A 23,079-nucleotide genomic window follows, 5' to 3' on the forward strand; every position below is an offset into this window, starting at 1 on the left:
GCCGTCACCTCGGTCTCGAGCGTGACGGCAGGCTCACCGCTGGGTGGAGATGGGACGCGAGAGCGCCTGCCACCGGAGGCCGAAGGTCGGTGCCGGGCCCGCGTACCCGCGGTCGCGCAAGCGCTGGAGGATGAGGAGCACGACAGCCCTGGGGTTGCGCAGCATCTCGGCCGTGACCTGGACGTACTCGTAGCCCGCGGCCCGGAGGTCGGCGTAGCGCTGCACGTCTCGGGCGAACTGGCGCGAGTCGCGGTGGTGCTGGCGACCCTCGTACTCGACGACGAGTCGGTACTCCTCGAACAGCAGGTCGACGATCGCGATCTGGCGACCTCTCTCGACAATGGCGGCGTTGACCAGCGGCCGCGGCAGACCACCGGCGCGGCACCACGAACGCAGGCGGCTCTCCTGGGGCGAGGCGGACCGCGGGTCCAGTTCCCTGACGACACGACGCGTCTGCAGTGCCCCCGATCTCCAGAGGTGAAGCTGGATCGTCTCGGAGATCTCCGCGACCGTGGCGTGCCCGCCATGGAGCAGCCCGTCGCCGCGTGCGACGCACTTGAGGTGCGGGGCGTCGGCACACGTCTGGATCCAGGCGGCGGCGGGACGAACTCCGTCCGGCGTGCAGGGCGGCAGCGCCTTGGTCCGGTGCAGTGGACGGCCGAGCTCTGTGGACCAGGCCGGCCCAGCGTTGACCGGTGAGCCTGCCGTCACCTTCGGCGGACGAGTGACGGCAACCTCACCACTCCTGCGCAGCGGTGACGGCTAGCTCACCGCCCGGGGTCAGGGGACGAGGCGGGGCAGGCCGAAGGACGTGTGCACGGGATCGGTCGTGAGCACCGAGACAGGCGGGGAGTCGACGATGCCGGGAAGCCCAGCGGCGGCCACGAGCGTGTCGTCGAGCTCGAGCAGCTCGCCCTCGCGCAGGACCCAGGGGGCATGCGTGTTCGGCACCCACCACGTGCGTCCGAGGTGGCGCGTGTGCAGACCGAACCGGGCGCTCAGGAAGACCGACAGGTCGTCCGGCTCACTGATCACGGCTCCCCGGCGCACCACGATCCGCCCACCGGCCCCGCGCGGCGTCGGCCACCGGCGGCTCGAGCGGTACTCGAGCACGTCGCCCTGGCGCCGCAGCGACATGCGGGCCCAGGTGTAGGGGGTCGCGAAGGCGAGACGGGCCCCGAGGCTCACGGCCAGGCGGTCGGTCTCGAGGGAGCTGAACACGACCCCGTGGCGCCCCTGCTCGTCGACCGAGTAGAGCCGCACGTTGGTCTCGAGGAAGTCGCCCAACCAGGGGATGGCCGGGCCGCGCCCGAAGCCCGCCCGCCGCATGACAAACGGGATGAGGCCGACGTAGGTCGCTCCGTCCAGGGCGTCGGGCCGCGTCCCGGGCGGCAGCAAAGGTGCGACCCGCTCGGGGTCGACCGCCCAGTGCACGTACGTCAGGTCGGCCCACGTCTGTCGCATGATCCTCGGACCGGCCAGCGCCGGCGGTCGCGGATCGAGGGTGGTCACCCCCTCATCCTCGCCGCGCGAGGCGATCTCGGCCGGGCGAGTGCGTGTGACGCTCGCGACCCCAGCCGGACGAGCACCGTGTCACTGGACGAGCACCGTGTCAGAGGACGCCGCGCGGTCGCAGCTGCACGGAGATGCGTGGTCCGACGGGTCTCGAGGTCTTGAGCACGGCGTGGTCCCACGTGCGCTGACAGCTGCCGCCCATCACGAGCAGATCGCCGTGCCCGAGCAGGAAGCCGATCGTGTCGCCGCCGCCGCGCGGCCTCAGGCTCAGGCGGCGCGGGGAGCCGAGCGAGACGATCGCGACCATGGTGTCCTCGCTGCGACCCCGGCCGATGCGGTCGCCGTGCCACGCCACGCTGTCGCGGCCGTCGCGGTAGTAGCACAGGCCCGCCGACACGAACGGCTCGGCGAGCTCGTCGACGTAGTGCGCCTCGAGCGCCTCGCGCATCGCCATGAGGGACGGGTGCGGCCACGCGTCGCGGGGACCGAAGGCCGCGAGCAACCGGGGCACGTCGACGACGGAGTCGTACATCTCGCGCCGGTCGGCCCTCCACTGGACCTCGGTCTGCAGCTTCAGGAACAGGGGATCCGCACCGCGGACCCAGCCAGGCCGCACGTCGACCCAAGCCCCGTGCGCGAGCTCGCGACGCTGCACCGACGCGCCGAGGGACGCGAGCGAGACCCCCGACCCCGTGCCGGGGTCGGGATCCAGCAGGGAGCCCTGGAAGTACACGCACCCAGCATAACGCCGAATCGAACGCCTGTTCTAGAGGCGATCGACGTGTCGCCTAGACTGGTCCCGTGACGCCGGCCTGGGACGCTCTGATCGCCGCCTTCGAGCACGCGATCCTCGCCGACCCCACGGATCTCGGGGGTCTGCGCGACCTCGTCGTGGCCGCGATCCACGACGGCACGGTCGACGCCGAGCTCGACCCCGGGCAGACGGCACGCCTGCTCACGGCGCTGGCCGGCGGCACCCGCGAGCTCGACCCCTCCGAGGCCGACGTCGCGACAGCCCTCCTGGTGGCCACGCGCTGGTTGCACCCTCCGCGCACCGGTGCGCGACTGGAGCCCGGCCCCGCCATCTGAGCCCGTCAGGCCACGCGGGGCACCGATCTCGGGCTCACCACGACGAGGACGACGACCCACGCACCTGCGCCAGGTACACCAGCGCGGCGACCGTGCCGGCGAGGTTCAGCAGCGACAGCGGGTACCACCAGACCAGGTGCGCCGCGATCGCAATGCCGAGGATCAGCAACCAGGCATTCTTCGAGAGCGTGCCGGCGCCGTCGAAGTCACGTCCGTTGCGCGCGAAGCAGTCGCCGAGCGCGAAGGCCTTCACCACGAACAGCACGATCGTGAGGCCCAGCGCGAGCGTCGTCTGGAGGGATCCGAGTTCGAGCACGGGATCACCCTAACGACCGACGACGGGCCGGCACCCCCCGAGAGGAGGTACCGGCCCGTCACGGGTGCCGCAGGTGACTCAGGACTGCGAGGCGGCGGTCTTCGCGGCCGGGGCCTTCTTCGCCGCGGGGGCCTTCTTCGCGGCCGGAGCCTTCTTGGCCGCGGGAGCCTTCTTCGCGGCCGGAGCCTTCTTGGCCGCCGGGGCCTTCTTCGCGGCCGGAGCCTTCTTCGCCGCGGGAGCCTTCTTCGCCGCGGGAGCCTTCTTCGCGGCCGGAGCCTTCTTCGCCGCGGGGGCCTTCTTGGCCGTGGACGTCGCCTTGCTCGCGGACGCGGCCGGAGCCTTCTTCGCGGCGGGGGCCTTCTTGGTGACCTTCGCGACGGTCTCGGAGACGGTCTCCTCGGCCATGTCGGTGTAGACCTTCACGGCCGAGCGGACGTCGTCGAGCTTGAGGCTGCGCGCCGTGGCGACGAAGTCCTCGCCCCGCTTCGCCAGGTCGGCGTACGCGCCGGCGGCGGAGGTCTTGGCCTTGCCCTGCAGGTCGGAGACGTCGATCTTGGCGAGCTCGTCGGTCAGGGACTTGATCTCCTCGACGATGGCCTTGATGCGGGCGTTGACGGAATCGGTGATGCTCATGGGGTGTCCTCCTGGACGTTGGTGTTCTCGGTCTGCTCGGACAGCTCCAGTGCCAGCTCGTCACCGGCGGTGACGTCGGCTCCGACGAACGAGCGGTAGATGTCGAGCAGGGTCGACTTCTGTCGCTCGGTCAGTCGCGCGTCGAGGGCGATGGCGTCCTCGACCATCCGAGCGCCGCTCCGGTCCGCGTCGAGGATCCCGGCGCGCACGTAGAGCGACTCGGCCGAGATGCGCAGTGCCTTGGCGATCTGCTGCAACACCTCTGCCGACGGACGACGCAGTCCTCGCTCGATCTGGCTGAGGTACGGGTTCGAGACGTCCGACTCCTCGGCCAGCTGCCGCAGCGAGAGCTGGGCCTGGCGTCGCTGTTCGCGGAGGTACTCGCCGAGTCCCCCCACGGTGTCCTTGACGGTGTCCTTCACGGCGCCGGTGACGCCTTCCGTCGCGGTCAGCTTGGCCATGCCCCCCACTATGCTTGCAATAGTTAGCAAGCGCAAGCGGGATAGGCAGCGACCTGGGTCACAGGAACTGGCGCAGAGGACTGGACAGTCGGGTCGACGCGGTCAGAACGCCGGCCTGACCTGACCGACGGGGCGACCGCCCCCGAGCACCACGGGTCGGGGCTCCGGCAGCACGACCGGGCCACCCAGGACCTCGACCGCGCGCGACATCGCCACCGTCAGTGCCCGCGCCGAACCGTCCTCGATCTTGCCGACCAGGGCCGACCCGTCGGGCCAGCCGACGACCATCGTGCTCTCCGCGCCGGTCTTCGCGATCGCGCCCGGGAGCCGCTCGACGAAGTGGCGCTCGGGCGCGCGAGTTCCGCTGACGAGCGTGGGGTGCGCCGCGATCGCCGCGACCAGGCGCCGCGACGCGTCCGTGCTGCCGGTGGCGATCGACCCCACGGCGCGGGCCAGGCGCGCGACGGATGTCGCGAGCAGCGGGGCGCCACACCCGTCGACCCCGACGACGTCCGGGGACCCGCCGGTGAGGCGGGCGAAGGTCTCGGTGACCTGGCGCTGGAGCGGGTGCTCGGGCGTCAGGTAGTCCCCGGTCGACCACCCGCGCAGCACGCAGACGAGCAGCATCGCGGCGTGCTTGCCGGAGCAGTCCATCAAGATCGGCGCCTTGCCGCCCCCCGCGCGGATGACCCGGGCGTGCTCGTGCGGCGAGTCCGGCCAGGAGGCCGGCGTCTGCAGCGCCGGCTCGTCCAGCCCGGCACGGGCGAGCACCGACCGCACCAGCTCGAGGTGCATGACCTCGCCGTGGTGGCTCGACGTCGCGATCGCCAGCTCCCGGCCCTCGAGCGGAAGCCCGGCCTCGAGCATCGCCAGCGCCTGGATCGGCTTGTTCGCGGACCGCGGGAAGATGACCGTGTCCGGGTCGCCGATCGCCCAGTCGACCGCCCCAGCAGGGTCGACGTGCACCAGCACGCCGCGATGACGGCTCTCGACGAGCCCCGACCTCTCGACCTCCACCAGCACGTCCACGGCGCCAGCCTAGGAGACGTCGGCGGGAGCGGGACTCCCGTCACGGAACCGGGGACCCCGCGCCACCCGGCCACTACGCTGACGAGCGTGACGCGCCCCTCCTTGGACGACTTCCACGCCATCGTGCCCGCCGGCGGGTCCGGGACCCGCCTGTGGCCACTCTCGCGACAGTCCCGCCCCAAGTTCCTGCTCGACCTGCTGGGCAGCGGACGCACGCTCCTGCAGCAGACCTGGGACCGGCTCGAGCCGCTCGTCGGCACCGAGCGCCTCCACGTCGTGACGGGGATCTCCCACACCGGCGGGGTGCGCGAGCAGCTGCCCGACCTGGGCCACCTGGTCGTCGAGCCGTCGCCGCGCGACTCGATGCCCGCGATCGCGGTCGCCGCCGCGATCATCGCCGAGCGCGATCCCGACGCGATCATCGGCTCGTTCGCCGCCGATCACGTCGTTGAGGACGAGGCCGTCTTCGCGGCGGCCGTCGGCGAGGCCGTCGAGGCGGCTCGCACCGGACTGCTCGTGACGATCGGCATCACCCCGACCTCCCCCTCGACCGCGTTCGGCTACATCGAGGGCGGCGACCCGCTCGACCTCGCGGGAGCCCCCACCGCCCACGCCGTCCGCCGCTTCGTGGAGAAGCCCGACCTCGAGACCGCCCGCGGGTACGTCGCCAGTGGCGACTTCAGCTGGAACGCGGGAATGTTCGTCGTGCGCGCCTCGGTGCTGCTCGACCACCTCGCGCGGCTGCAGCCCACGCTGCACGACGGGGTCCGGGAGATCGCCCGGTCCTGGAACACCCCCGACCGCGACGAGGTCCTCGCCCGGATCTGGCCGACGCTGACCAAGATCGCGATCGACCACGCGATCGCCGAGCCGGTCTCGCTCGAGGGCGGCATGGCGGTCGTGCCCGGCACCTTCGGCTGGGACGACATCGGCGACTTCGCGGCGCTCGCCGACGTCGGTGCCACCTCGACCGACGGCACGATCTTCGTCGACGCCGACGGCCTCGTGATCTCCTCCGAGGGCACCACCGTCGCCGTCGTCGGGCTCACCGACGTCGTGGTCGCCCACACGGCCGACGCGGTGCTGGTCACGACCCGCGAGCACAGCCAACGGGTCAAGGAGGTCTCGGCCGCGCTGCAGGAGCTCGGCCGGGCCGACCTGCGCTGACCCGGCTGCACCCGGGTCACGCGATCCAGGTCTCAGACCAGGTCGATCAGGCGACCCGGCGTCTCCTCGTCCGGCGTGAACGCCACGGCCACCTCGCCCGTGCCGACGACCCTGACGGCGCCGTCACCGGCGTCGACGTACACCGAGTCGCCGCGGACCAGGGCGGTGCGACCGCCCGTCGCCGTCACGAGCTCGACGTGCCCTCCGGTGCACAGCACGATGCGGCGACCCCCACCGTAGAGCGGGGTGCCGTTGGCGTCGCTCGCGGCGACCTGGGTCACCGCGAGCGCGAACTCGTCGACGTCGGGGGCGAAGACCTCGGTCTCGGTGCCCACCACCTCGGGCGTGATGCGCGCCAGTCGCGACATCCCCCGCTCGAGGCACGTGACGAGTCCGTCGGGATCGACGTGCTTGGACGTCAGGCCAGCCCGCAGCACGTTGTCGGAGGACGTCATGACCTCGATGCACATCCCGTGCAGGTGGGCGTGGATGATGCCGGCCCCGAGGAAGGCTGCCTCCCCCGGCTGCAGGGTCACCCGGTTCAGCAGGAGCGTGATGACGAGCCCGGGGTCGCCCGGGAAGTGCTCGGCGACCTCGATCAGGGTGACGTAGGCGCGCTTGACGTCGACGTGCTGGTCGACCAGGCGGTGGCACTGCTCGACGATCTCGGCGACCTCGGCCGCGGCGGGCGGTTCGGTCAGCAGCTGCTCGACGATCCGGACGATGCCGTCGAAGCCCGGCTTGCTGCGGAGCTCCTCGGCGAGCCGCTGCGTGAGCCCGGTGTCGATCGCGTCGAGCACACGCAGGATCTCGGCCGTGGGGCGGAACCCGACCAACGTGTCGAAGGTCGTGAGCGCGTAGGCCATCTCGGGCTTGTGGCGCGGATCCTTGTAGGTGCGGTGCGCCGCGTCGAGCGGGACCCCGCGCTCGTTCTCGGCCTCGAACCCGATCCGGGCGAGCTGGGCGTTCGGATGCACCTGCAGCGACAGCGGCCGGCCCGCCGCCAGGATCTTCATCATGAACGGCAGCTGGCCGGCGACCTCACCGAGCGGGGTCGACACGCCCTCCACCTCGACCTCGGACGGGCTCAGCTCGTGGGTGCCCATCCACACCTCCGCGAACGGCCTGCCGTCGGGCGACGCGCCGAGGAAGTGGGGGATGTCCGAGGACGAGCCCCAGTCGTAGGCGCGCGAAGCGTTCTGCAGCCGGTGCATGGCCGACATCGTATGCCGCGCTGCACCTCCCGGGGCCAGGGGTCAGATCAGTCGCGGCGGGCCGTGTGGCGTGGCTTGCGCGGACCCTTGGACGGGCGTCCCCCGCGACCGCCCCGGTCGTCGTCGCCCGCCCGGGCGCGCTCGCGGCGCGGCGGGGGGCCGTCGTCGAGCGTGAGGTCGATGAGCTTGCCGGAGATGCGCGTCGTGGCCAGCGCGTCGAACACGGCGGCCGGGAGGCCGGCGGTCAGCTCGACGATCGCGTGGTCGGCGCCGATCGTGATCTTGCCGAAGTCGGACCGCTTGAGGCCACCCTCGTTCGCCAGGGCGCCGACAATCGCCGACGGTCCGATCTTGTGCCGCTTGCCCACAGCGAGGCGGTAGCGCGTCCAGTCGCCGGAGTCCTGGAAGGATCGGTCGGACGAGCGGGAGTCGCCACGCTCCCGGGGCTCCCGGGGCTCGCGCGGCTCACGGGACTCTCGCGGCTCACGGTCGTCGCGGTCGCGGCGCTCCGAGCGTGCCGCCTGGCGCACCTCGTCCTCCGGTCGCAGGAAGAAGTTCGGGTCGTCGGCGCTGAGGACGGCCAGGGCCGCCGCGATGTCGATCATCTCGACGCCCTGCTCGGAGGCGTAGCCCTCCACCAGCGACCGGAACGCGGGGAACTGGGGTGAGCCGAGGCTGGCGGTGATCGACTCCGTCAGGCGCGAGGCCCGACGCTCGTTGACCTCGTCGGGCGACGGGACCGACATCTGCTCGAGGGTGCGCCCGGAGACCTTCTCGAGCGCCGAGAGCATGCGTCGCTCGCGGGGGGTGACGAACACGATCGCGTCACCGCTGCGGCCGGCGCGGCCCGTGCGTCCGATGCGGTGCACGTAGGCCTCGGTGTCGTGCGGGATGTCGTAGTTGATGACGTGCGTGATGCGGTCGACGTCGAGGCCGCGGGCCGCGACGTCGGTGGCGACGACGATGTCGATCGCTCCCGACTTCAGCCCGCCGACGATGCGCTCGCGCTGGGCCTGCGCCAGGTCACCGTTGAGCGCGGCGGCGTCGAAGCCCCGACCGCGCAACCGCTCCGCGAGATCCTCGGTCGACTGCTTGGTGCGCACGAAGATGAGCAGCCCGTCACCGTTCTCGACCTCGAGGAGCCGGGTGAGGGCGTCGAACTTGCCGTGGTGGTGCACGCCGATCCAGCGCTGCTTCACCGTCGACGTCGACCGGATGCTGGCGTCGATCGAGACGTCGACCGGGTCGTCGAGGTACTTCTTGGCGAGGCGGCGGATCGCGGGCGGCATCGTGGCCGAGAACAGCGCCACCTGCTTGTCGTCGGGGGTGTCGCGCAGGATCCGCTCGACGTCCTCGGCGAAGCCCATCGTGAGCATCTCGTCGGCCTCGTCGAGCACCAGGTGCTCGAGTCCGGACAGCTCCAGGCTGCCGCGCTCGAGGTGGTCGATGACGCGGCCGGGCGTGCCCACCACGACGTGCGCCCCCCGCTCGAGACCGCGGAGCTGCGCGGCGTAGCCCTGGCCGCCGTAGACGGGCAGGACGCGGATTCCGGGGAGCTTCGCGGCATAGCTCGTGACGGCGTCGGCGACCTGCAGGGCCAGCTCGCGGGTCGGCGCCATGATCAGGGCCTGCGTCTCGCTGCGGTCGGGGTCGAGCGCGTCGAGCATCGGCAGGGCGAACGCGGCCGTCTTGCCCGTGCCCGTCTGCGCCAGTCCGACCACGTCCCGACCCTGCAAGAGCTCCGGGATGGCGCGGGCCTGGATCGGCGTCGGCGACTCGTAGCCGAGCTCGGAGAGCACCGCCACGAGACCGGGCGACAGGCCCAGGTCGGCGAAGGTGGACGGCGTGGCACTCATGCTGCTCCGATGGTCGACGAGAGGGTCGGTGCAGCGCAACGTCACGAAACGGTTCGGCGCCACGCCGGCGGGATGTCAATACCGTAGTGTTTCGGCACGTCCGCACCCACATCGGGAGAGAGACTCGTGCGTCACACCTTCCTCGCCGTCGTCCGTCGCTGGCCGATCCTGGCCGCCGCGACCCTCCTCGGGATCGGCCTCGCCGCGCTCGCGGTGACGTTCCAGACGCCGCAGTACACCGGCACCGCCGCGGTCCTCGTGCAGCAGACCGGCGAGTCGGGTCCGACCTCGCCCGGCGCCCGGATCGTGGCCTCGTACGCGGACGCCCTCCAGGGGCGCGACCTCGCCGCCGAGGCGGGGGTCGACGGACCGGTCACGACCACGGTCGAGGAGGGCTCCGACGTCGTGACCCTGCAGGTCGACGCCGACTCCGCCGACGAGGCGCGCGACCAGGCCGCCGCCCTCACCGACACCTTCGTCGCCTGGGTGGCCGAGCGCGCCGGCGAGTCCGGCCTGGCGGCCACGGTGGTCTCGTCCGCCGCGGCCGATGGCTCCCCCACCAGCCCCGTCTGGGCCTGGTTCCTGCTCGTCGGCGCCGGCGCCGGACTGCTGCTCGGCGTCGTCGTGGCCCTGGCCCGGTCCGGCGCCCCGGCGGTCGTGGGCACCGCCGACGACGCGAAGTCGCTGACCGACGCCCCCGTGCTCGGCACCGTCGCCCAGGACCCCGACATGAACGAGCACCCGCTGCTGTCGCAGCTGGAGTCGAACCACCCCCGACGCGAGTCGATGCGGATCCTGCGCACCAACCTGCAGTTCCTCGACGTCGACTCCCCGCAGCAGGTCATCACGATCACGAGCGCCCTCCCGGGCGAGGGCAAGTCCACGACGTCGGCCTCGCTCGCGATCGCGCTGGCCGAGACCGGGCGCCGGGTCCTGCTGATCGACGGCGACCTGCGCAAGCCCCGGCTCGACACGCTGTTCGGGCTCGAGCGCACGGTGGGGCTCACGACGACCCTCGTCGGTCGCGTGTCCCCGGAGTCCGCGATCCAGGCCACCCGCACGGCCGGGCTCGACCTCCTGACGAGCGGCACCCTGCCGCCCAACCCGTCCGAGCTGCTGCAGACCGAGGCGATGCTCCAGCTGGTCGGCCAGCTCTCGGAGCTCTACGACCTCGTGCTGATCGACGCCCCGCCCCTGCTCGCGGTCACGGACGGGGCGCTGCTGGCGGCGCTCTCGGACGGGGCCCTCGTCGTGGTGCGCCACGGTCGGACGCGGCTCGACGAGCTCAAGGGGGCGGCGGAGCGCCTGCAGGCGGTCGGCGCCCGCGTGCTCGGCACCGTCATCACCATGACGCCGCGCCGCTCCACGTCACGCTACGGCTACGGCAGCGGCTACGGACCGGAGTTCTTCGCCCGTGAGACCGCCAGCACGTCACGCCGCGGCGGCTCCCGGCGCCGCACGTGAGCCAGGGCTGACGAGTTTGGGCTGACGGGGGCCGCAGAGACTGGGCTGCGTCAGCCGCGGTCGGCCGACACCACGAGCGAGTTGAGCCGGCTCGCGATCGTGAGGCACGCCTCGTTGATCTGGTCGGCCACCGCACGGTAGACCGCCGGCTTGCGCTTGTACGGGTCGATGATGTCGAGGTCGCCCCGGGCGCGGCTGCGCAGCCGGGCGGCCTCGGCCACGAGCGACGCCGGGTCGTCGGCCTCGACGGTGCCGACGAGCTGGGCGAACTCAACCAGGGTGAAGGTGCGACGCAGCGCCTCGGGCGCGGTGCCGAGGATCTCCGACCGGTGGCCCGTCGTGGCGGTCAGGATCAGGCTCGCTGAGTCGACGAAGTAGTCGTCGATGGGATGCGACCGGAACGAGCCGGGCGTGAGCCCGAGGCGCATGAGCTCCATCGCCGCCATCGCCTCCATGGGCTTCTCGACCCACCCACGCACACCGGCGCTGGCCACCTCGAAGTACCCGTCGTCGAGCTGGTCGCGCAGGACCGCCTCGATGATCGGGGAGCGACAGATGTTGGCGGTGCACACCCCGAGCACCGCGAACCGGGGCGACACGTCAGCCACGGAGCACGGGCCGCACGTGCAGCCCGGCCTCCGGGTCGACGACGGCCTCCTGGGCCGCGGCCACGCCGTCGACGAGCAGCGCGGCATCGAGGTCGACCGAGCGCTTCAGCAGCGCGAGCGCGATGGGACCGAGCTCGTGGTGGCGGGCCGAGGTGCCGATCGCCCCGACCTTGCGGCCGTCGACCGTGATCTCCGAGCCGACGGCCGGGAGGTGGTCGACCGAGCCGTCGAGGTGCAGGAGCGTGAGGCGCCGGGGCGGACGGCCCAGCGTGTGGACGCGAGCCACGGTCTCCTGTCCGCGGTAGCACCCCTTGTCGAGGTGCACCGCGACCTCCAGGAGGCCGGCCTCGTTCGGGATCGTCAGGTCGTCGGTGTCGAGCCCGATCCGGACCCGGCCGGCGGCGATGCGGGCCGCCTCCCAGGCCCAGGAACCCACCGGGGCGCCCAGCTCGTCGGGAACCTCGACCAGGCCGGACCGTGGACGCAGCTCCCAGCCGAGGCCCGGCAGGCCCACGACGGCGTGCTCGGCCGTCACCTCGCGCACCTCGACCCGCGACATGAAGCGCATGCGGTCGAGGAAGGCCACCAGTGGCGCGGCGGCGCCCGGCTCGGTGTGGGCCCAGACCGTCTCGCCGTCGTCGACGAGGTCGAAGCCGTGCTCGATGCGGCCCTGGGGCGACAGGATCAGCGCCGAGGTCCGCACCCCCGGCGCCAGGTCGCGCAGGTGCTGCGTGGAGAGGTCGTGCAGCCACGTGAGGCGGTCGGGACCGGTGACCGTCATGACGTCGCGGTGCGACAGGTCGACGAACGTGCCTCCCGCCTCGAACCGGCGCTGCTCGGCCACGATGCTGCCGTAGTGCGCCGCGACCGGGGCGTCCGGACCGTCGCCCGACACGGCACCCGCGAGGGCGAGCAGCGGCGACCGTGGGGCCTCAGACGCGCTCAAGCTGACCCCACAGGTGTGACTGCATCTCGTGCCCCTCGGCCGCCATGTCGTAGGCGTACATCAGACGACCCTCGACGAGGCCGTACATCCGCTGCCCCGCGGTGTACTCCGAGGCGGTGGCCGTACGAGCCACGAGGTCGGTCGCGAGGGTCAGACGCGGGCCGTCGGCCGCGCCGTACCAGACCTCGGCGTGGCCGGTGGGGTGGGCCAGGACGAGCTCGATGCCCTCGTCGGTGGGCCGCAGGAAACCGGTCTCCAAGGCACCCGGTCCGGTGCGTTGGCCCGTGTCGTCGGTGATCCAGGCGCGGCTGAAGAAGTGGAGGAAGGGCCGCGTGTCGTGGGCGAACACCAGCTCCTGCTCGAAGGAGTACGGCTCGATCGTGGGGTACTCGCCGCGCCCGCTGCCGTGCCAGGTGCCGAGCAGCCACGAGACCGGCACCAGGGACGGGTGCAGGTCGGTAGGGATCTCGAACGCCATGGGACCGATCCTACCGTCGGGGCCTGATCCGAACTGCAGGCCCTGATCCCACCGGAGCCCTAGAGTCGTCCCGTGCGAGCAGTGGTGCAGCGGGTGACGCGAGGAGCCGTGGTCGTCGGGGACGAGACCGTCGGAGCGATCGGGCCGGGCGTCGTGGTGCTGCTCGGGATCACCCACGACGACACCGAGGACGACGGCGACCGGCTCGCGCGCCGCCTGCACCGGCTGCGGATCCTGAGCGAGGACCTCTCGCTGGCCGACGGAGCCGGCGAGGCGCTCGTCGTCAGCCAGTTCACCCTCCACGCCGACACCCGCAAGGGCCGCCGACCGTCCTGGTCCGCGGCGGCGCCGGCCGCTGTCGCCGAGCCGCTGTACGAGGCGTTCTGCGCCTCCCTGCGCCGACGCGGCGTCAGGGTGCAGACCGGACGCTTCGGTGCCGCGATGTCCGTGGAGATCGTCGGCGACGGCCCCGTGACGATCATCATGGACAGCTGACCGACGCTGCGGACGAAGTTGACCGGCGGCAGTTGGGGCCGATCGGTCACAATGGGACGGTATGCCCGCACCACGACCGCGGGCCCCGAGCGAAAGAGAGAGCATGGCCGGAGGTTCGAAGACGCCGTCGCGGTACCGCGACGCCGGCAAGCGACGCCTCGGCGGTCAGCCCTTCCGTCGCCGGCACCGCAGGCTCCTCCTGACGCTGCTGACCGTCATGGCCCTCATGCTGGTCTCGGTCGGCGCCTACGCCTACCACCTCAACAAGCAGCTCAGCAATTTCGGCCGCGTCGACATCAGCACGGTCCAGTCCGGTGAGCCCGATCCTGACGAGGGGCGCGCGCTCAACGTCCTGCTGCTCGGCTCCGACATGGCTGAGGGCGACGAGGGAGGCGCCTCGATCGAGGAGGACGCCGTCCTCCCCGACTGGCCGTCGGGCAAGTACCGCAGCGACACCTTGATGATCGTGCACATCCCGGCCGACCGGTCGGCCGTGCAGCTCGTCTCGATCCCGCGCGACACCTACACGATGATCTACGACGAGGACGGCGAGGAGCGCAGCGAGCAGAAGATCAACGCGGCGTTCTCGGAGTACGGCCCCGCCGGCGCCGTGGCCACCGTCCAGGCCATGACCGGCATCACGATCGACCACCTCGCGATCATCGACTGGCAGGGGTTCCGCGACATCACCACCGCCGTCGGCGGTGTCGAGGTCACGATCCCGGAGACGTTCCGCGACCCGCAGCAGGGCATCACGTGGCAGGCCGGCACCCAGGTGCTGGAGGGCGAGGAGGCCCTGTCCTACGTGCGCACGCGCCACGGCCTGCAGCGCGGCGACTTCGACCGCATCGAACGCCAGCAGAACTTCCTGCGCAGCGTCATGAACAAGCTGCTCTCGCGCGGCACGCTGACCAACCCCCTCAAGCTGTCGAACACGCTCGGGGCCCTGTCGGACAACATGACGCTCGACTCGAACTGGTCCCCGGCCAGCCTGCGCTCTCTCGCCCTCTCGCTGCGCGGTGTGACCTCGGAGGGCGTTGCCTTCATGACCGCGCCGGTGGCCGCCACCGAGGACGTCTCCGGCGTCGGCAACGTCGTGATCCTCAAGGAGACGCAGTCCGCCGAGCTGTGGGAGGCCATCGCCACCGACCAGGTCGGCGGCTACGTGCAGGCCTATCCGGACGAGCAGCTCCCCGGGGCCGACGAGGTCAGCTGACCTCCTCGGCTGGACCGTTCAGGGCCGACGTGTCAGGGCCAGACCCGTCGGGGCCACACCCGTCAGCGGCTCGTCTCATCGGCCCGGGCCTCGCGGCCCTCGCGGTCAGCAGGCCGAGCGAAAGGCCACGTCGGTCTTGCCGGGCCGGATGCCGGGTGTCGTGACCAGCCGGCCGTCCTCGGTCTGGCCCGGCGCCGTGGTCATGGCGACGCGCACGTCCCGTTCCTGCCCGGGCGAGAGCTCGAGCTCGAGGTAGGCCACGAGCCGGTCACCGTCGACCTGGGTCTCGAACGGAACGTCCTCGCCGTCGAGCTCGACCCCGTCGATGCTGGCACCGGACGGCGCGTACGCGCGGACCCGGAGCACCATCGTGCCCTTCGGGGCGTAGGGCGCCACGCCCGTGACCGACAGCGGCAGGTTGGCCGGGTCCGTCGGCACCGTCGAGCGCAGCTGCGTGCGCACCGAGAGCTTCTGCTGGTCGTCCTCGCAGCGGGAGGCGCTGACCGAGCTCTCGCTCGACAGGTAGTACTGCAGCTTGGCCTCCGTGCGGTCCGAGAGGAACACCCCGACCGTCGGCACGGCGCCCTCGTCGGGATCGAAGCGACCGGCGATGACGTCCGAGCCCAGCTCGTCCTCCAGCGCGGGGTCGCGCAGCCAGACCAGCACCCGCCGCTCCCGCGCGGCCTGCGCCAGGGCCCGGATCACGGTGGAGGAGTCGCCCTGGCCTGCCGTGAAGACGTCGAAGACCGCGCGGGCGGTGCTCTCGAAGAACGCGTTCTGGCTGGCACCGTCCGGGTACTCGGCATAGGCCTGGTTCAGCAGCCGGTCGACGGTGTTCTCCGCCGTGAGGACCGAGCCGTCGCTCGCCTGGATGGGGCCCGTGCCCAGCAGGAGGTACGCCAGGGTCACCGGGTCGACCGCGAGCACGCCGTCGACCTGGACGCCCCGGTGCGTCGCGAAGATCGCGCTCGCCAGCTCGGCGGCGCGCGGGAAGTGCGGGTTGAGCATCGAGTTGCGGAAGTCGGTGCCCACCGTGGTGCCGTACAGCCCCGTCTCCTGGGGAGTCAGCGCTGCGGCCGGGGTGTCGAGCTGCGGCAGGTCGCTCGACGATCCCGTCTCGAGGATGGAGATCCGGCCGTTGTCGGCCTGCACGAGCAGCCACGTGCCCGGCACGCCACCCAGCGGTCGGATCTCGGCGTTGCTCTGCACCGCCACCAGGTACGTCCGGGGACCGGTGGTGCCAAGCACCTCCGGGAGGACGTCAGCCGCCCGGCTCGCCGAGCTGAGGACTCCCCCGACCTCGAGGAGCTGCTCCTGCGCGGCCACGACGGGGCGTCGCAGGCGGCCGAACAGGCTCGAGGTCTCCAGGGCCTCGACGTCGTCGACGACCGGACGGTAGGCCGCGTCGCTCTCGGCGAGGGCGGGCGCGATCGAGGTGAAGAGCGCCGGATCGATGACGCTGTTGCGCACCGTGAACGAGTCGGCCGCGAGCTGGTCGGCGACCTCCAAGAGCGGCGGGAGCGCGTCGTGCACGGCGACGGACAGCCCCGACGAGATCGTGGTGACGGCCTGCGCCTCGTCGCCGACGAGCGGCACGTGGCCGGCGATCCACCACAGCGGGCCGTCGGAGTTGTCGTGGGCACGGTCGGCGAACACCGTGAGCTGGTCGAATGCCTGCTCGGCCGCCTCCTGGTCGCCGGCCACGAGGGCGGTCCGGAGCACCTCGGCCTGGTCCGCCGCCTTCGTGAGCGCGAGGACGGCGAGGGTTGCCTGGAAGGCCAACCAGACCACCGAGAGTCCGACGACGACCGCGACGGCGAGCACGACTCCCCGACGCGTCCAGTCGGCCGGTCGCAGCACGTCACGCAGCACTCTGGGTCCTCCCGCGGGTTGGCGTCGTGGCGGCTCGCGCCCCTGACGACTCAGGGATCGTCACGATCGGGGCTCGTGACGATCAGGGCTCATGACAACACGGGGCCGGGTCACGTGTCGTGACCCGGCCCCGTGCGACGTCGGATGACTCAGGCGTTGCGACGACGTGCGGCGACCGCGACGCCGGCACCGCCGAGCACGAGCAGTCCGCCGATGACGAGCAGCCAGAGGCCGATCTCGGCGCCCGTGGTGGGCAGGATGCCCGAGCTGTTGCCGTTGTCGGCCGAGCCGACGGGCAGCAGGGTGATCGTGTTGCTGTTGGTGACGCAGCCCGTGCCACAGGCGGTGGAGACCGCCGGGAGCGAGGCCGTGGTGGCCGTGGCCACGCCGGACTCGCCGAGCGCGGAGATGGGCGTGTAGTTGCAGACGACCGTGATGGTCGTGGGCGTGCGCTCCTGCACGACCTCGGTGTCGAGGTTGATGTCGTACGTGGCCGCACCGCCGCCGGAGAAGGACTCCACGAGGTTCGGCACCGTGCTGGTGGAGACCGAGTTGCAGACGACCGGCACGTTGACGCCCTCGACCGAGCGCGACGCTGCGATCTTGACGTTGACGACCTTGCCGCCGATGAGCGTGGCGCCAGAGATGTTCACGACGACGCCGTCTCCGGTGTAGCCGTTGCTCAGCTCGGCGTTGGCCGGGCCGACGGTCAGGCCGACCAGCAACAGGGACGCCAGAGCAGCGAGCGTTCCGAGGATCTTCCTCATGTTGCTCCCAAGAAGTCAGTAGTGGTGGGCCGGGCAGGCACAGCGTAGCGCGAAATCGCACGTACGTGGGTCACGGAGGAACCCACCCGTTCAACGAGACACCTCGTATGACGTCACGGGGCCGGGTTCACCCGATTCTCAGCCACCACCGACCTCGGCCCGCGCCCAGGGCGCGGACCGAGCGGCCCTCAGGCCCGACGGCGCCGTCCGACCAGCGCGGCTCCGCCGGCGACGAGCAGCGCGCCCACCGCGACGAGCCAGAGGCCGATCTCGGTACCGGTCCGCGGCAGGATGCCCGACGCCGCAGCGTCGTCGCTGCCGACGGACAGCAACGTGATGACGTTCGAGGCGCTCGCCGTGCCACTGCCGGGCCCGAAGGGGGCGTACTCGCACGTCGCCGTGATGACCGTCGGGGTGCGCCCGTCCACGACCTGCGTGTCGAGCTCGAGGTCGAAGGTCGAGGCTCCGCCGCCCACGAACGACTCCACGAGGTCGGGGCTCGTGCTGACGCGCAGCACGTTGCACGTGACCGGGACCTGCGTGCCATCGACCGTGCGGGTGGCCGTGACGGTGACGTTGACGACATTGCCACCCACCACGGTGGCCCCACCGATCGTCACGACGACCCCGTCGTCGACGGCGTACCCTGCCCGGACGTCGGCCTGGGCCGGAGCGCCGGCCATCAGCGCCGTCGCCACCAGGGCCACGACGGCCGCGAACGACCCCAGAACTCGACGCATCGCCATCTCCTTCACCAGCATGTCGTCGGTCGACGTCCCGGCTTGACGCCGGGAGACGCGACCATGTGTCCCCCAGAAGACGGTCGCATGACGACGCGATGACGGCAGGGTGACTCACGTCACACCGCCGGAACGGCCTCCGAAGCCAGAAGACCCGGTCACCCGGGCGCGGGAGCGCCCCGGTGACCGGGTCGGGTCGAGCTGGGTCAGACGGTGACGGCGACGTCCGCGACGCTGCCGAGGGCCGCGACGACCGGGCGATCGACCGAGGCCGACCGAGGCGCGAGGGTGCGCAGGGTCCACTCGCCCGGCGCCGCGAAGAAGCGGAACTGGCCGGTCGCCGACGTGGGCACCTCGGCGGTGAACTCGCCCGTGCGGTCGAGCAGACGCACGTAGGCGTTGCCGACCGGCTCGCCGTCACGCGTGACGATGCCCTGGATCACGGCCTGGTTGGCGACGTCGACCCCGTCGAGGCTGGGGCCGCCCTGGATCGCTCCGCACATGTCAGGCCTCCCCGCGCTCGTCGCCGAGGGCGACCGGGACGCCGCGCAGCGAGCCGTACTCGCTCCACGAGCCGTCGTAGTTCTTGACGTTCGGGTAACCGAGGATCTCGCTGAGCACGAACCAGGTGTGCGAGCTGCGCTCGCCGATGCGGCAGTAGGCGATCGTGTCCTTGCCCTCGTCGAGGCCGGCGTCGGCGTAGAGCGCCTTGAGCTCGTCGTCGCTGCGGAAGGTGCCGTCGTCGTTGGCGGCCTTGCTCCACGGCACGTTGCCGGCGGTGGGGATGTGACCACCGATCTGGGCGGCCTCCTGCGGCAGGTGCGCGGGCGCCAGCAGGCGACCCGCGTACTCGTCGGGGCTGCGGACGTCGATCAGGTTCTTCGTGCCGATCGCGCCGATGACCTCGTCGCGGTACGCGCGGATGTCGTCGTCGGCGCCAGCGGCCTGGTAGGTCGTCGCCGGGCGGTCGACCGTGTCGGTCGTGAGCTCACGGCTGTCGAGCTCCCACTTCTTGCGGCCGCCGTCGAGGAGGCGGACGTCGGTGTGGCCGTAGTACTTGAGGTACCAGAGCGCGTAGGCGGCGAACCAGTTGTTGTTGCCGCCGTAGAAGACGAGGGTGTCGTCGTTCGAGATGCCCTTCTCGGACAGCAGCTTCTCGAGACGCTCCTGGTCGATGAAGTCGTGACGGACGCCGTCCTGGAGGTCCTTCTTCCAGTCGAGCTTCACGGCGCCACGGATGTGGCCCTTGTCGTAGGCCGAGGCGTCCTCGTCGACCTCGATGAGGACGACGTTGTCGCTGTCGAGGTTCTGCTCGACCCAGTCAGCGGTGACCAGCGCGGTCTCGCGGCTCATGTGTATCTCCTTGTGTGGGCGTACGTGGGTGGTGATGGACGGGGGGGGTCAGGCTGCCGGTGCCGTGGCGCGGCGGACCAGCAGGTACATCTCGCAGCCGAGGCACAGGCCCACGACGGCGTTGAGCAGGGCGGCCACGAGCGCAAAGGCCAGGGCGACCAGGGCGAGGACCTGGAGGTCGAGCGCCAGGGCCGCGAGCGCGACCACCGCGAAGACCAGGCCGACGGCCTGGGCGAAGCGCGGGGGCCGGGCGTCCTCGAGCTCGGCCGGCGGCCCGATCCGCGGGCGGACGACCCGACCGAAGATCCGGCCGTACGGCGAGTGCCGCACGCCGAGGAACGCGCCGATCGCGAACACGACCGTCTGCGCGGCGGTCAGGACGATCGCGACCTCGCGGGCCGGCGACACGGTCAGGAGCGCTGCGGCGACCACGAGGCTGGTGAGCGCCGCGCCGAACCGCAGACCGCGCGGGTCGACCTGCGTCGGGGCACCGACGGGCGTGCTCGTGGCAATGGAGGACGTGGACATGGGAAACATCTCCTCGCGTCGTGGACGCATGACGAAGAAAGGCTCGCCGCGGAGGCTGCGGCGAACGCGGAATCGGCGACCCGTCGGGGTCAGCCGGTCAGGACCGACACAGCGAGGAGCGCGTTCGGCAGTGGTCGACTGCCCGGCGACGCGTCAGGTGCGTGTGTCCGATCATGCGACCAATGTAGGCCGACGGCGCGACCACGTCGCATCCGTGTCCCATATTATGGACAAGCAGTCCACATGTCGAGATGAATCGTCGAACCGACCCTCAAACCTCCGACTGCTTGCTGAAAGCGGCGTCGAACGCCACCGCCGGCGGGGCGAAGTCGAGCGGGCGGAGGCGGGCCAGAGCCTCGGGTGCGCCCACGAGCCGGTCCATGCCGGCGTCCTCCCACTCGATCGAGATCGGGCCGGCGTAACCGATGCGGTGCAGCGTACGGAAGCAGTCCTCCCACGGCACGTCGCCATGGCCCGCGGACACGAAGTCCCAGCCGCGCCGCGGATCGCCCCACGGCAGGTGGGAGGACAGGATGCCGTTGCGGCCACCGCCCATGCGCATCCGCGTGTCCTTGCAGTCGACGTGGTAGATCCGGTCGGCGAAGTCGGAGATGAACGCCACCGGGTCGATGCCCTGCCACACCATGTGGCTCGGGTCCCAGTTGAGCCCGAACGCCTCCCGGTGGCCGATCGCCTCGAGCGTCCGCACGGTCGACCAGTGGTCGTAGGCCATCTCGGACGGATGCACCTCGAGCGCGAACCGGACCCCGCACTCGTCGAAGACGTCCATGATCGGGTTCCAGCGTTCGGCGAAATCGATGAATCCTGCCTCGATGCGCTCGGCCGAGACCGGCGGGAACATCGCGATGTAGGGCCAGATCGACGACCCGGTGAATCCGACGACGGTCGCGACCCCCAGACGCTGGGCGAGACGAGCCGTGTTCATGAGCTCCTCGGCCGCGCGCTGACGCACGCCCTCGGGGTCGCCGTCGCCCCAGACGCGGTCGCGCACGATCGCCCGGTGCCGCTCGTCGATGGGGTCGTCGCACACGGCCTGCCCCGTGAGGTGGTTCGAGATCGCCCAGACCCCGAGTCCGTGCCGCTCCAGGATCGCCCGTCGCTCGGCCACGTAGTCGTCGTCGTCCCAGCGCCAGGCATCGAGGTGCTCCCCCGACACGGCGATCTCGAGGCCCTCGTAGCCCCAGCCGGCCGCGAGTCCGGCGACCTCCTCCAGGGGCAGGTCGACCCACTGACCCGTGAACAGGGTGAAGGGACGGCGTCCGTCCCGCTGCTGCTTCATCGGCTGACCTCCGGTCGGATCTCGCGCGAGTCCTCGGCCGCGCTGCGCGAGATGGCGGCAAGCACCCGCTGGACGGCGAGCCCGTCCTCGAATGAGGGGGTGGGGTCATCGCCCGCGGCGACCGCCTGCAGGAAGTCGGCCGCCTGGTGGGTGAACGTGTGGTCCCATCCCAGCACGTGGCCGGGCGGCCACCACCCTCCGACGTAGGGCTGGTCCGGTTCCGTGACCAGCAGCCGTGTCGGGAAATCGGCACCGTCGAGGCACACCCAGAGCTCGTTGAGCGACTCCAGGTCGAACCGCAGCGACCCGCGACTGCCGAAGACCTCGATCTGCAGGGAGTTCTTGCGCGCCGTCGCCATCCGGCTGACCTCGAGGCTCACGACGGCTCCCCCGCTCGTGAGCAGCGTGGCCCACGCGGCGTCGTCGACCGTGACGTCCTCGACACCGTCGGTGCCGGGCCGGCGACCGACGAAGGTCTGCGTCCGGGCGCTCGCCCCGACGACCTCGTGGCCGAGCAGGTAGCGGACCTGGTCGATCGCGTGGGAGCCCAGGTCGCCCAGCGCGCCCGAACCCGCCGACTCCCGGCGCAGGCGCCACGACATCGGTGCGCGCTCGTCGACAAGCCAGTCCTGCAGGTAGCTGACACGCACCTGGCGGACCTCGCCGATGCGTCCCTCGGCGACGTGCTGGCGGGCCAGCGCCAGGGCCGGGATGCGGCGGTAGTTGAAGCCGACCATCGACCGCACACCGCAGGAGCGGGCGGAGCGGGCCACCTCGACCATCTTCTCGGCCTCGACGATCGTGTTGGCGAGCGGCTTCTCGACGATGACGTGCTTGCCGGCCTCGAGCGCCGCGACCGCGATCTCGGCGTGCAGGTGACCGGGCACGCAGATGTCGACGACGTCGACGTCGGCGCGCTCGAGGACGCTGCGCCAGTCGGTCGAGCTCTCGGCCCAGCCCAGCGGGCGCGCCGCGCGGGCGACCTCGGTCGCGTCGCGGCCGACGAGCACCTGCTGCCGGACGACCGGCAGGTCGGGCCGGAAGGCGCCGACGGTGCGCCAGGCGTCCGAGTGGGCGCGGCCCATGAAGGCGTAGCCGATCACGGCCACGCCGAGCGAGGCGTCGGGCTGACTCATGGACGTGCTCCTGCGGTGGAGGGGACCGGCGCCGTGAGCGACCGGAGGAAGTGGAGACCGTCGCGGGCGAGGTCGTCCTGGGAGTCGGCCAGGGGCCGCCAGATCGAGGCCGCCGTGGCGATGGAGGCGTTGTCGGCCGTGAAGCTCTCGATCACGAGCGGACCCTCGTGACCGACCTCGTCGAGCGCCGTGAGCAGGGCCGGCCAGTCGGTCTGGTCACCGCCGGGTGCGCCCCGGTCGTTGCCGCAGACCTGGACGTGCACGAGGTGCTCGCCGGCTCGACGAACGGCGTCGGCGCTGGAGCGCTCCTCGATGTTCAGGTGATAGGTGTCGAGCGCGATCCCCAGCGCCGGCCCGAGCAGGTCGCCGAGCGCCTCGAGTCCTTGCTCGACCGTGTTGACGAGCGAGGTCTCGTACCGGTTGAGCGGCTCGATGCCCAGCGTCACTCCCCGCTCCCCCGCGTACTCGACGACCGGCGCGAGCGACTCGCGCAGCTGCGTGTAGGCCGCCGACCGCTCCTGGGCCGACATCCGCCACACGCGTCCTGTCGCGGCGTAGAACGGTCCGCAGACCGAGGTGGCCCCGATCTCGGCGGCGAGGTCGACGCAGGCCATGAGGTAGGCCCGGGTGTCGTCGATCGTGGCCGCGTCGGTCGCGACCAGGTGCCGCCCGGGCGCCATAGCCCCGACCACGCAGGGCACCAGGCCGGTGTCGGCCAGTGCCTGCGCCACGACGCCCGTCGTGAGGTCCCCGGTGTTCTCCAGGGGCAGCTCGACGGCGTCGAAGCCGAGCCCGGCGACCCGCTGCAGGAGCGGGCCGACGTTCTCGTCGGTCAGGGGCGAGGTCCAGATCCAGGTGTTGGCCCCGATCTGGCGCGCCCGGGCGGTCTGCGTCAC

The 23,079-nt window shown here is 71.8% G+C and carries 26 protein-coding genes; 5 read left to right on the plus strand and 21 right to left on the minus strand.

The annotated features are described in order from the left end of the window. Window positions 1-33: 33 nt before the first annotated feature. From V6S66_RS12945 to V6S66_RS12955, 3 genes are all read right to left on the minus strand, one after another. Window positions 34-711 (minus strand): endonuclease domain-containing protein, encoded by a 678-nt coding sequence (locus V6S66_RS12945; protein ID WP_334207142.1) that lies wholly within the window; start codon window positions 709-711, stop codon window positions 34-36. Between the two features lie 69 nt (window positions 712-780). Further along, complete coding sequence (locus tag V6S66_RS12950; protein WP_334207143.1) at window positions 781-1,512, minus strand: YqjF family protein; 732 nt, start codon at window positions 1,510-1,512, stop codon at window positions 781-783. Between the two features lie 100 nt (window positions 1,513-1,612). Then, window positions 1,613-2,248 carry an alpha-ketoglutarate-dependent dioxygenase AlkB gene (locus tag V6S66_RS12955; protein ID WP_334207144.1) on the minus strand — a complete coding sequence of 212 codons (636 nt, stop codon included), beginning with the start codon at window positions 2,246-2,248 and terminating at the stop codon, window positions 1,613-1,615. Window positions 2,249-2,316: 68 nt separating this feature from the next. On the opposite strand from V6S66_RS12955, the gene V6S66_RS12960 reads away from it, so the two are divergent. Beyond that, on the plus strand, window positions 2,317-2,604 hold the full coding sequence (locus tag V6S66_RS12960) for a hypothetical protein (protein ID WP_334207145.1): 288 nt from the start codon (window positions 2,317-2,319) through the stop codon (window positions 2,602-2,604). Between the two features lie 34 nt (window positions 2,605-2,638). Here V6S66_RS12960 and V6S66_RS12965 read toward each other — a convergent pair whose 3' ends face one another. The 4 genes from V6S66_RS12965 to V6S66_RS12980 form a co-directional block, all read right to left on the minus strand. Then, window positions 2,639-2,920: a DUF2516 family protein gene (locus V6S66_RS12965; protein WP_334207146.1), complete on the minus strand. Its 282-nt coding sequence runs from the start codon at window positions 2,918-2,920 to the stop codon at window positions 2,639-2,641. 78 nt (window positions 2,921-2,998) lie between these two features. Continuing rightward, entirely contained in the window at window positions 2,999-3,553 is a 555-nt protein-coding gene (locus V6S66_RS12970; RefSeq protein WP_334207147.1) for a hypothetical protein, read from the minus strand. Further along, window positions 3,550-4,014, minus strand: a complete 465-nt coding sequence (locus V6S66_RS12975; RefSeq protein WP_334207148.1) for a helix-turn-helix domain-containing protein — start codon at window positions 4,012-4,014, stop codon at window positions 3,550-3,552. Before V6S66_RS12975 ends, V6S66_RS12970 begins: the two co-directional genes overlap by 4 nt. Window positions 4,015-4,116: 102 nt before the next feature. Continuing rightward, entirely contained in the window at window positions 4,117-5,043 is a 927-nt protein-coding gene (locus tag V6S66_RS12980) for an asparaginase (protein ID WP_334207149.1), read from the minus strand. An 87-nt stretch (window positions 5,044-5,130) separates the two neighbouring features. Here V6S66_RS12980 and V6S66_RS12985 point away from each other — a divergent pair, with 87 nt between their 5' ends. Next, on the plus strand, window positions 5,131-6,210 hold the full coding sequence (locus V6S66_RS12985) for a mannose-1-phosphate guanylyltransferase (RefSeq protein ID WP_334207150.1): 1,080 nt from the start codon (window positions 5,131-5,133) through the stop codon (window positions 6,208-6,210). A gap of 32 nt (window positions 6,211-6,242) precedes the next feature. Here V6S66_RS12985 and manA read toward each other — a convergent pair whose 3' ends face one another. Both manA and V6S66_RS12995 read right to left on the minus strand, forming a co-directional pair. Beyond that, window positions 6,243-7,424, minus strand: coding sequence for a mannose-6-phosphate isomerase, class I (manA, locus tag V6S66_RS12990; RefSeq protein ID WP_334207151.1), 1,182 nt, complete (start codon window positions 7,422-7,424; stop codon window positions 6,243-6,245). Window positions 7,425-7,471: 47 nt separating this feature from the next. After that, entirely contained in the window at window positions 7,472-9,280 is a 1,809-nt protein-coding gene (locus V6S66_RS12995; protein WP_334207152.1) for a DEAD/DEAH box helicase, read from the minus strand. A gap of 126 nt (window positions 9,281-9,406) precedes the next feature. On the opposite strand from V6S66_RS12995, the gene V6S66_RS13000 reads away from it, so the two are divergent. Beyond that, window positions 9,407-10,744: a polysaccharide biosynthesis tyrosine autokinase gene (locus V6S66_RS13000; RefSeq protein ID WP_334207153.1), complete on the plus strand. Its 1,338-nt coding sequence runs from the start codon at window positions 9,407-9,409 to the stop codon at window positions 10,742-10,744. A gap of 50 nt (window positions 10,745-10,794) precedes the next feature. Here V6S66_RS13000 and V6S66_RS13005 read toward each other — a convergent pair whose 3' ends face one another. The 3 genes from V6S66_RS13005 to V6S66_RS13015 are packed head-to-tail and all read right to left on the minus strand — an operon-like array spanning window position 10,795 to window position 12,776. Beyond that, window positions 10,795-11,352: an arsenate reductase/protein-tyrosine-phosphatase family protein gene (locus tag V6S66_RS13005; protein ID WP_334207154.1), complete on the minus strand. Its 558-nt coding sequence runs from the start codon at window positions 11,350-11,352 to the stop codon at window positions 10,795-10,797. Beyond that, window positions 11,345-12,298: a CAF17-like 4Fe-4S cluster assembly/insertion protein YgfZ gene (ygfZ, locus tag V6S66_RS13010; protein ID WP_334207155.1), complete on the minus strand. Its 954-nt coding sequence runs from the start codon at window positions 12,296-12,298 to the stop codon at window positions 11,345-11,347. Before ygfZ ends, V6S66_RS13005 begins: the two co-directional genes overlap by 8 nt. Next, complete coding sequence (locus tag V6S66_RS13015) at window positions 12,285-12,776, minus strand: FABP family protein (protein ID WP_334207156.1); 492 nt, start codon at window positions 12,774-12,776, stop codon at window positions 12,285-12,287. Before V6S66_RS13015 ends, ygfZ begins: the two co-directional genes overlap by 14 nt. A gap of 72 nt (window positions 12,777-12,848) precedes the next feature. On the opposite strand from V6S66_RS13015, the gene dtd reads away from it, so the two are divergent. Next, entirely contained in the window at window positions 12,849-13,271 is a 423-nt protein-coding gene (gene dtd / locus V6S66_RS13020) for a D-aminoacyl-tRNA deacylase (protein WP_334207157.1), read from the plus strand. Between the two features lie 103 nt (window positions 13,272-13,374). After that, window positions 13,375-14,487: an LCP family protein gene (locus tag V6S66_RS13025; RefSeq protein ID WP_334207158.1), complete on the plus strand. Its 1,113-nt coding sequence runs from the start codon at window positions 13,375-13,377 to the stop codon at window positions 14,485-14,487. 105 nt (window positions 14,488-14,592) lie between these two features. Here V6S66_RS13025 and V6S66_RS13030 read toward each other — a convergent pair whose 3' ends face one another. From V6S66_RS13030 to V6S66_RS13070, 9 genes are all read right to left on the minus strand, one after another. Next, a complete protein-coding gene (locus V6S66_RS13030; protein WP_334207159.1) occupies window positions 14,593-16,359 on the minus strand; it encodes a DUF4012 domain-containing protein in 1,767 nt (588 codons plus the stop codon). 149 nt (window positions 16,360-16,508) lie between these two features. Beyond that, window positions 16,509-17,126 carry an LPXTG cell wall anchor domain-containing protein gene (locus V6S66_RS13035; RefSeq protein WP_334207160.1) on the minus strand — a complete coding sequence of 206 codons (618 nt, stop codon included), beginning with the start codon at window positions 17,124-17,126 and terminating at the stop codon, window positions 16,509-16,511. 188 nt (window positions 17,127-17,314) lie between these two features. Continuing rightward, a complete protein-coding gene (locus V6S66_RS13040; RefSeq protein ID WP_334207161.1) occupies window positions 17,315-17,866 on the minus strand; it encodes an LPXTG cell wall anchor domain-containing protein in 552 nt (183 codons plus the stop codon). A 206-nt stretch (window positions 17,867-18,072) separates the two neighbouring features. Next, window positions 18,073-18,369 carry a DUF1416 domain-containing protein gene (locus V6S66_RS13045; RefSeq protein ID WP_290582002.1) on the minus strand — a complete coding sequence of 99 codons (297 nt, stop codon included), beginning with the start codon at window positions 18,367-18,369 and terminating at the stop codon, window positions 18,073-18,075. Between the two features lies 1 nt (window position 18,370). Beyond that, complete coding sequence (locus V6S66_RS13050) at window positions 18,371-19,219, minus strand: sulfurtransferase (RefSeq protein ID WP_334207162.1); 849 nt, start codon at window positions 19,217-19,219, stop codon at window positions 18,371-18,373. Window positions 19,220-19,267: 48 nt separating this feature from the next. Next, on the minus strand, window positions 19,268-19,747 hold the full coding sequence (locus V6S66_RS13055; protein ID WP_334207163.1) for a DUF4395 domain-containing protein: 480 nt from the start codon (window positions 19,745-19,747) through the stop codon (window positions 19,268-19,270). Window positions 19,748-20,018: 271 nt separating this feature from the next. After that, a complete protein-coding gene (locus tag V6S66_RS13060) occupies window positions 20,019-21,047 on the minus strand; it encodes a sugar phosphate isomerase/epimerase family protein (protein ID WP_334207164.1) in 1,029 nt (342 codons plus the stop codon). Next, window positions 21,044-22,183: a Gfo/Idh/MocA family protein gene (locus tag V6S66_RS13065; protein ID WP_334207165.1), complete on the minus strand. Its 1,140-nt coding sequence runs from the start codon at window positions 22,181-22,183 to the stop codon at window positions 21,044-21,046. The genes V6S66_RS13060 and V6S66_RS13065 overlap by 4 nt, the downstream gene beginning before the upstream one ends. Then, on the minus strand, window positions 22,180-23,079 hold the full coding sequence (locus V6S66_RS13070; protein WP_334207166.1) for a sugar phosphate isomerase/epimerase family protein: 900 nt from the start codon (window positions 23,077-23,079) through the stop codon (window positions 22,180-22,182). Before V6S66_RS13070 ends, V6S66_RS13065 begins: the two co-directional genes overlap by 4 nt.

Source organism: Aeromicrobium sp. Sec7.5 (genome assembly GCF_036867135.1).
Taxonomy (GTDB): domain Bacteria; phylum Actinomycetota; class Actinomycetes; order Propionibacteriales; family Nocardioidaceae; genus Aeromicrobium.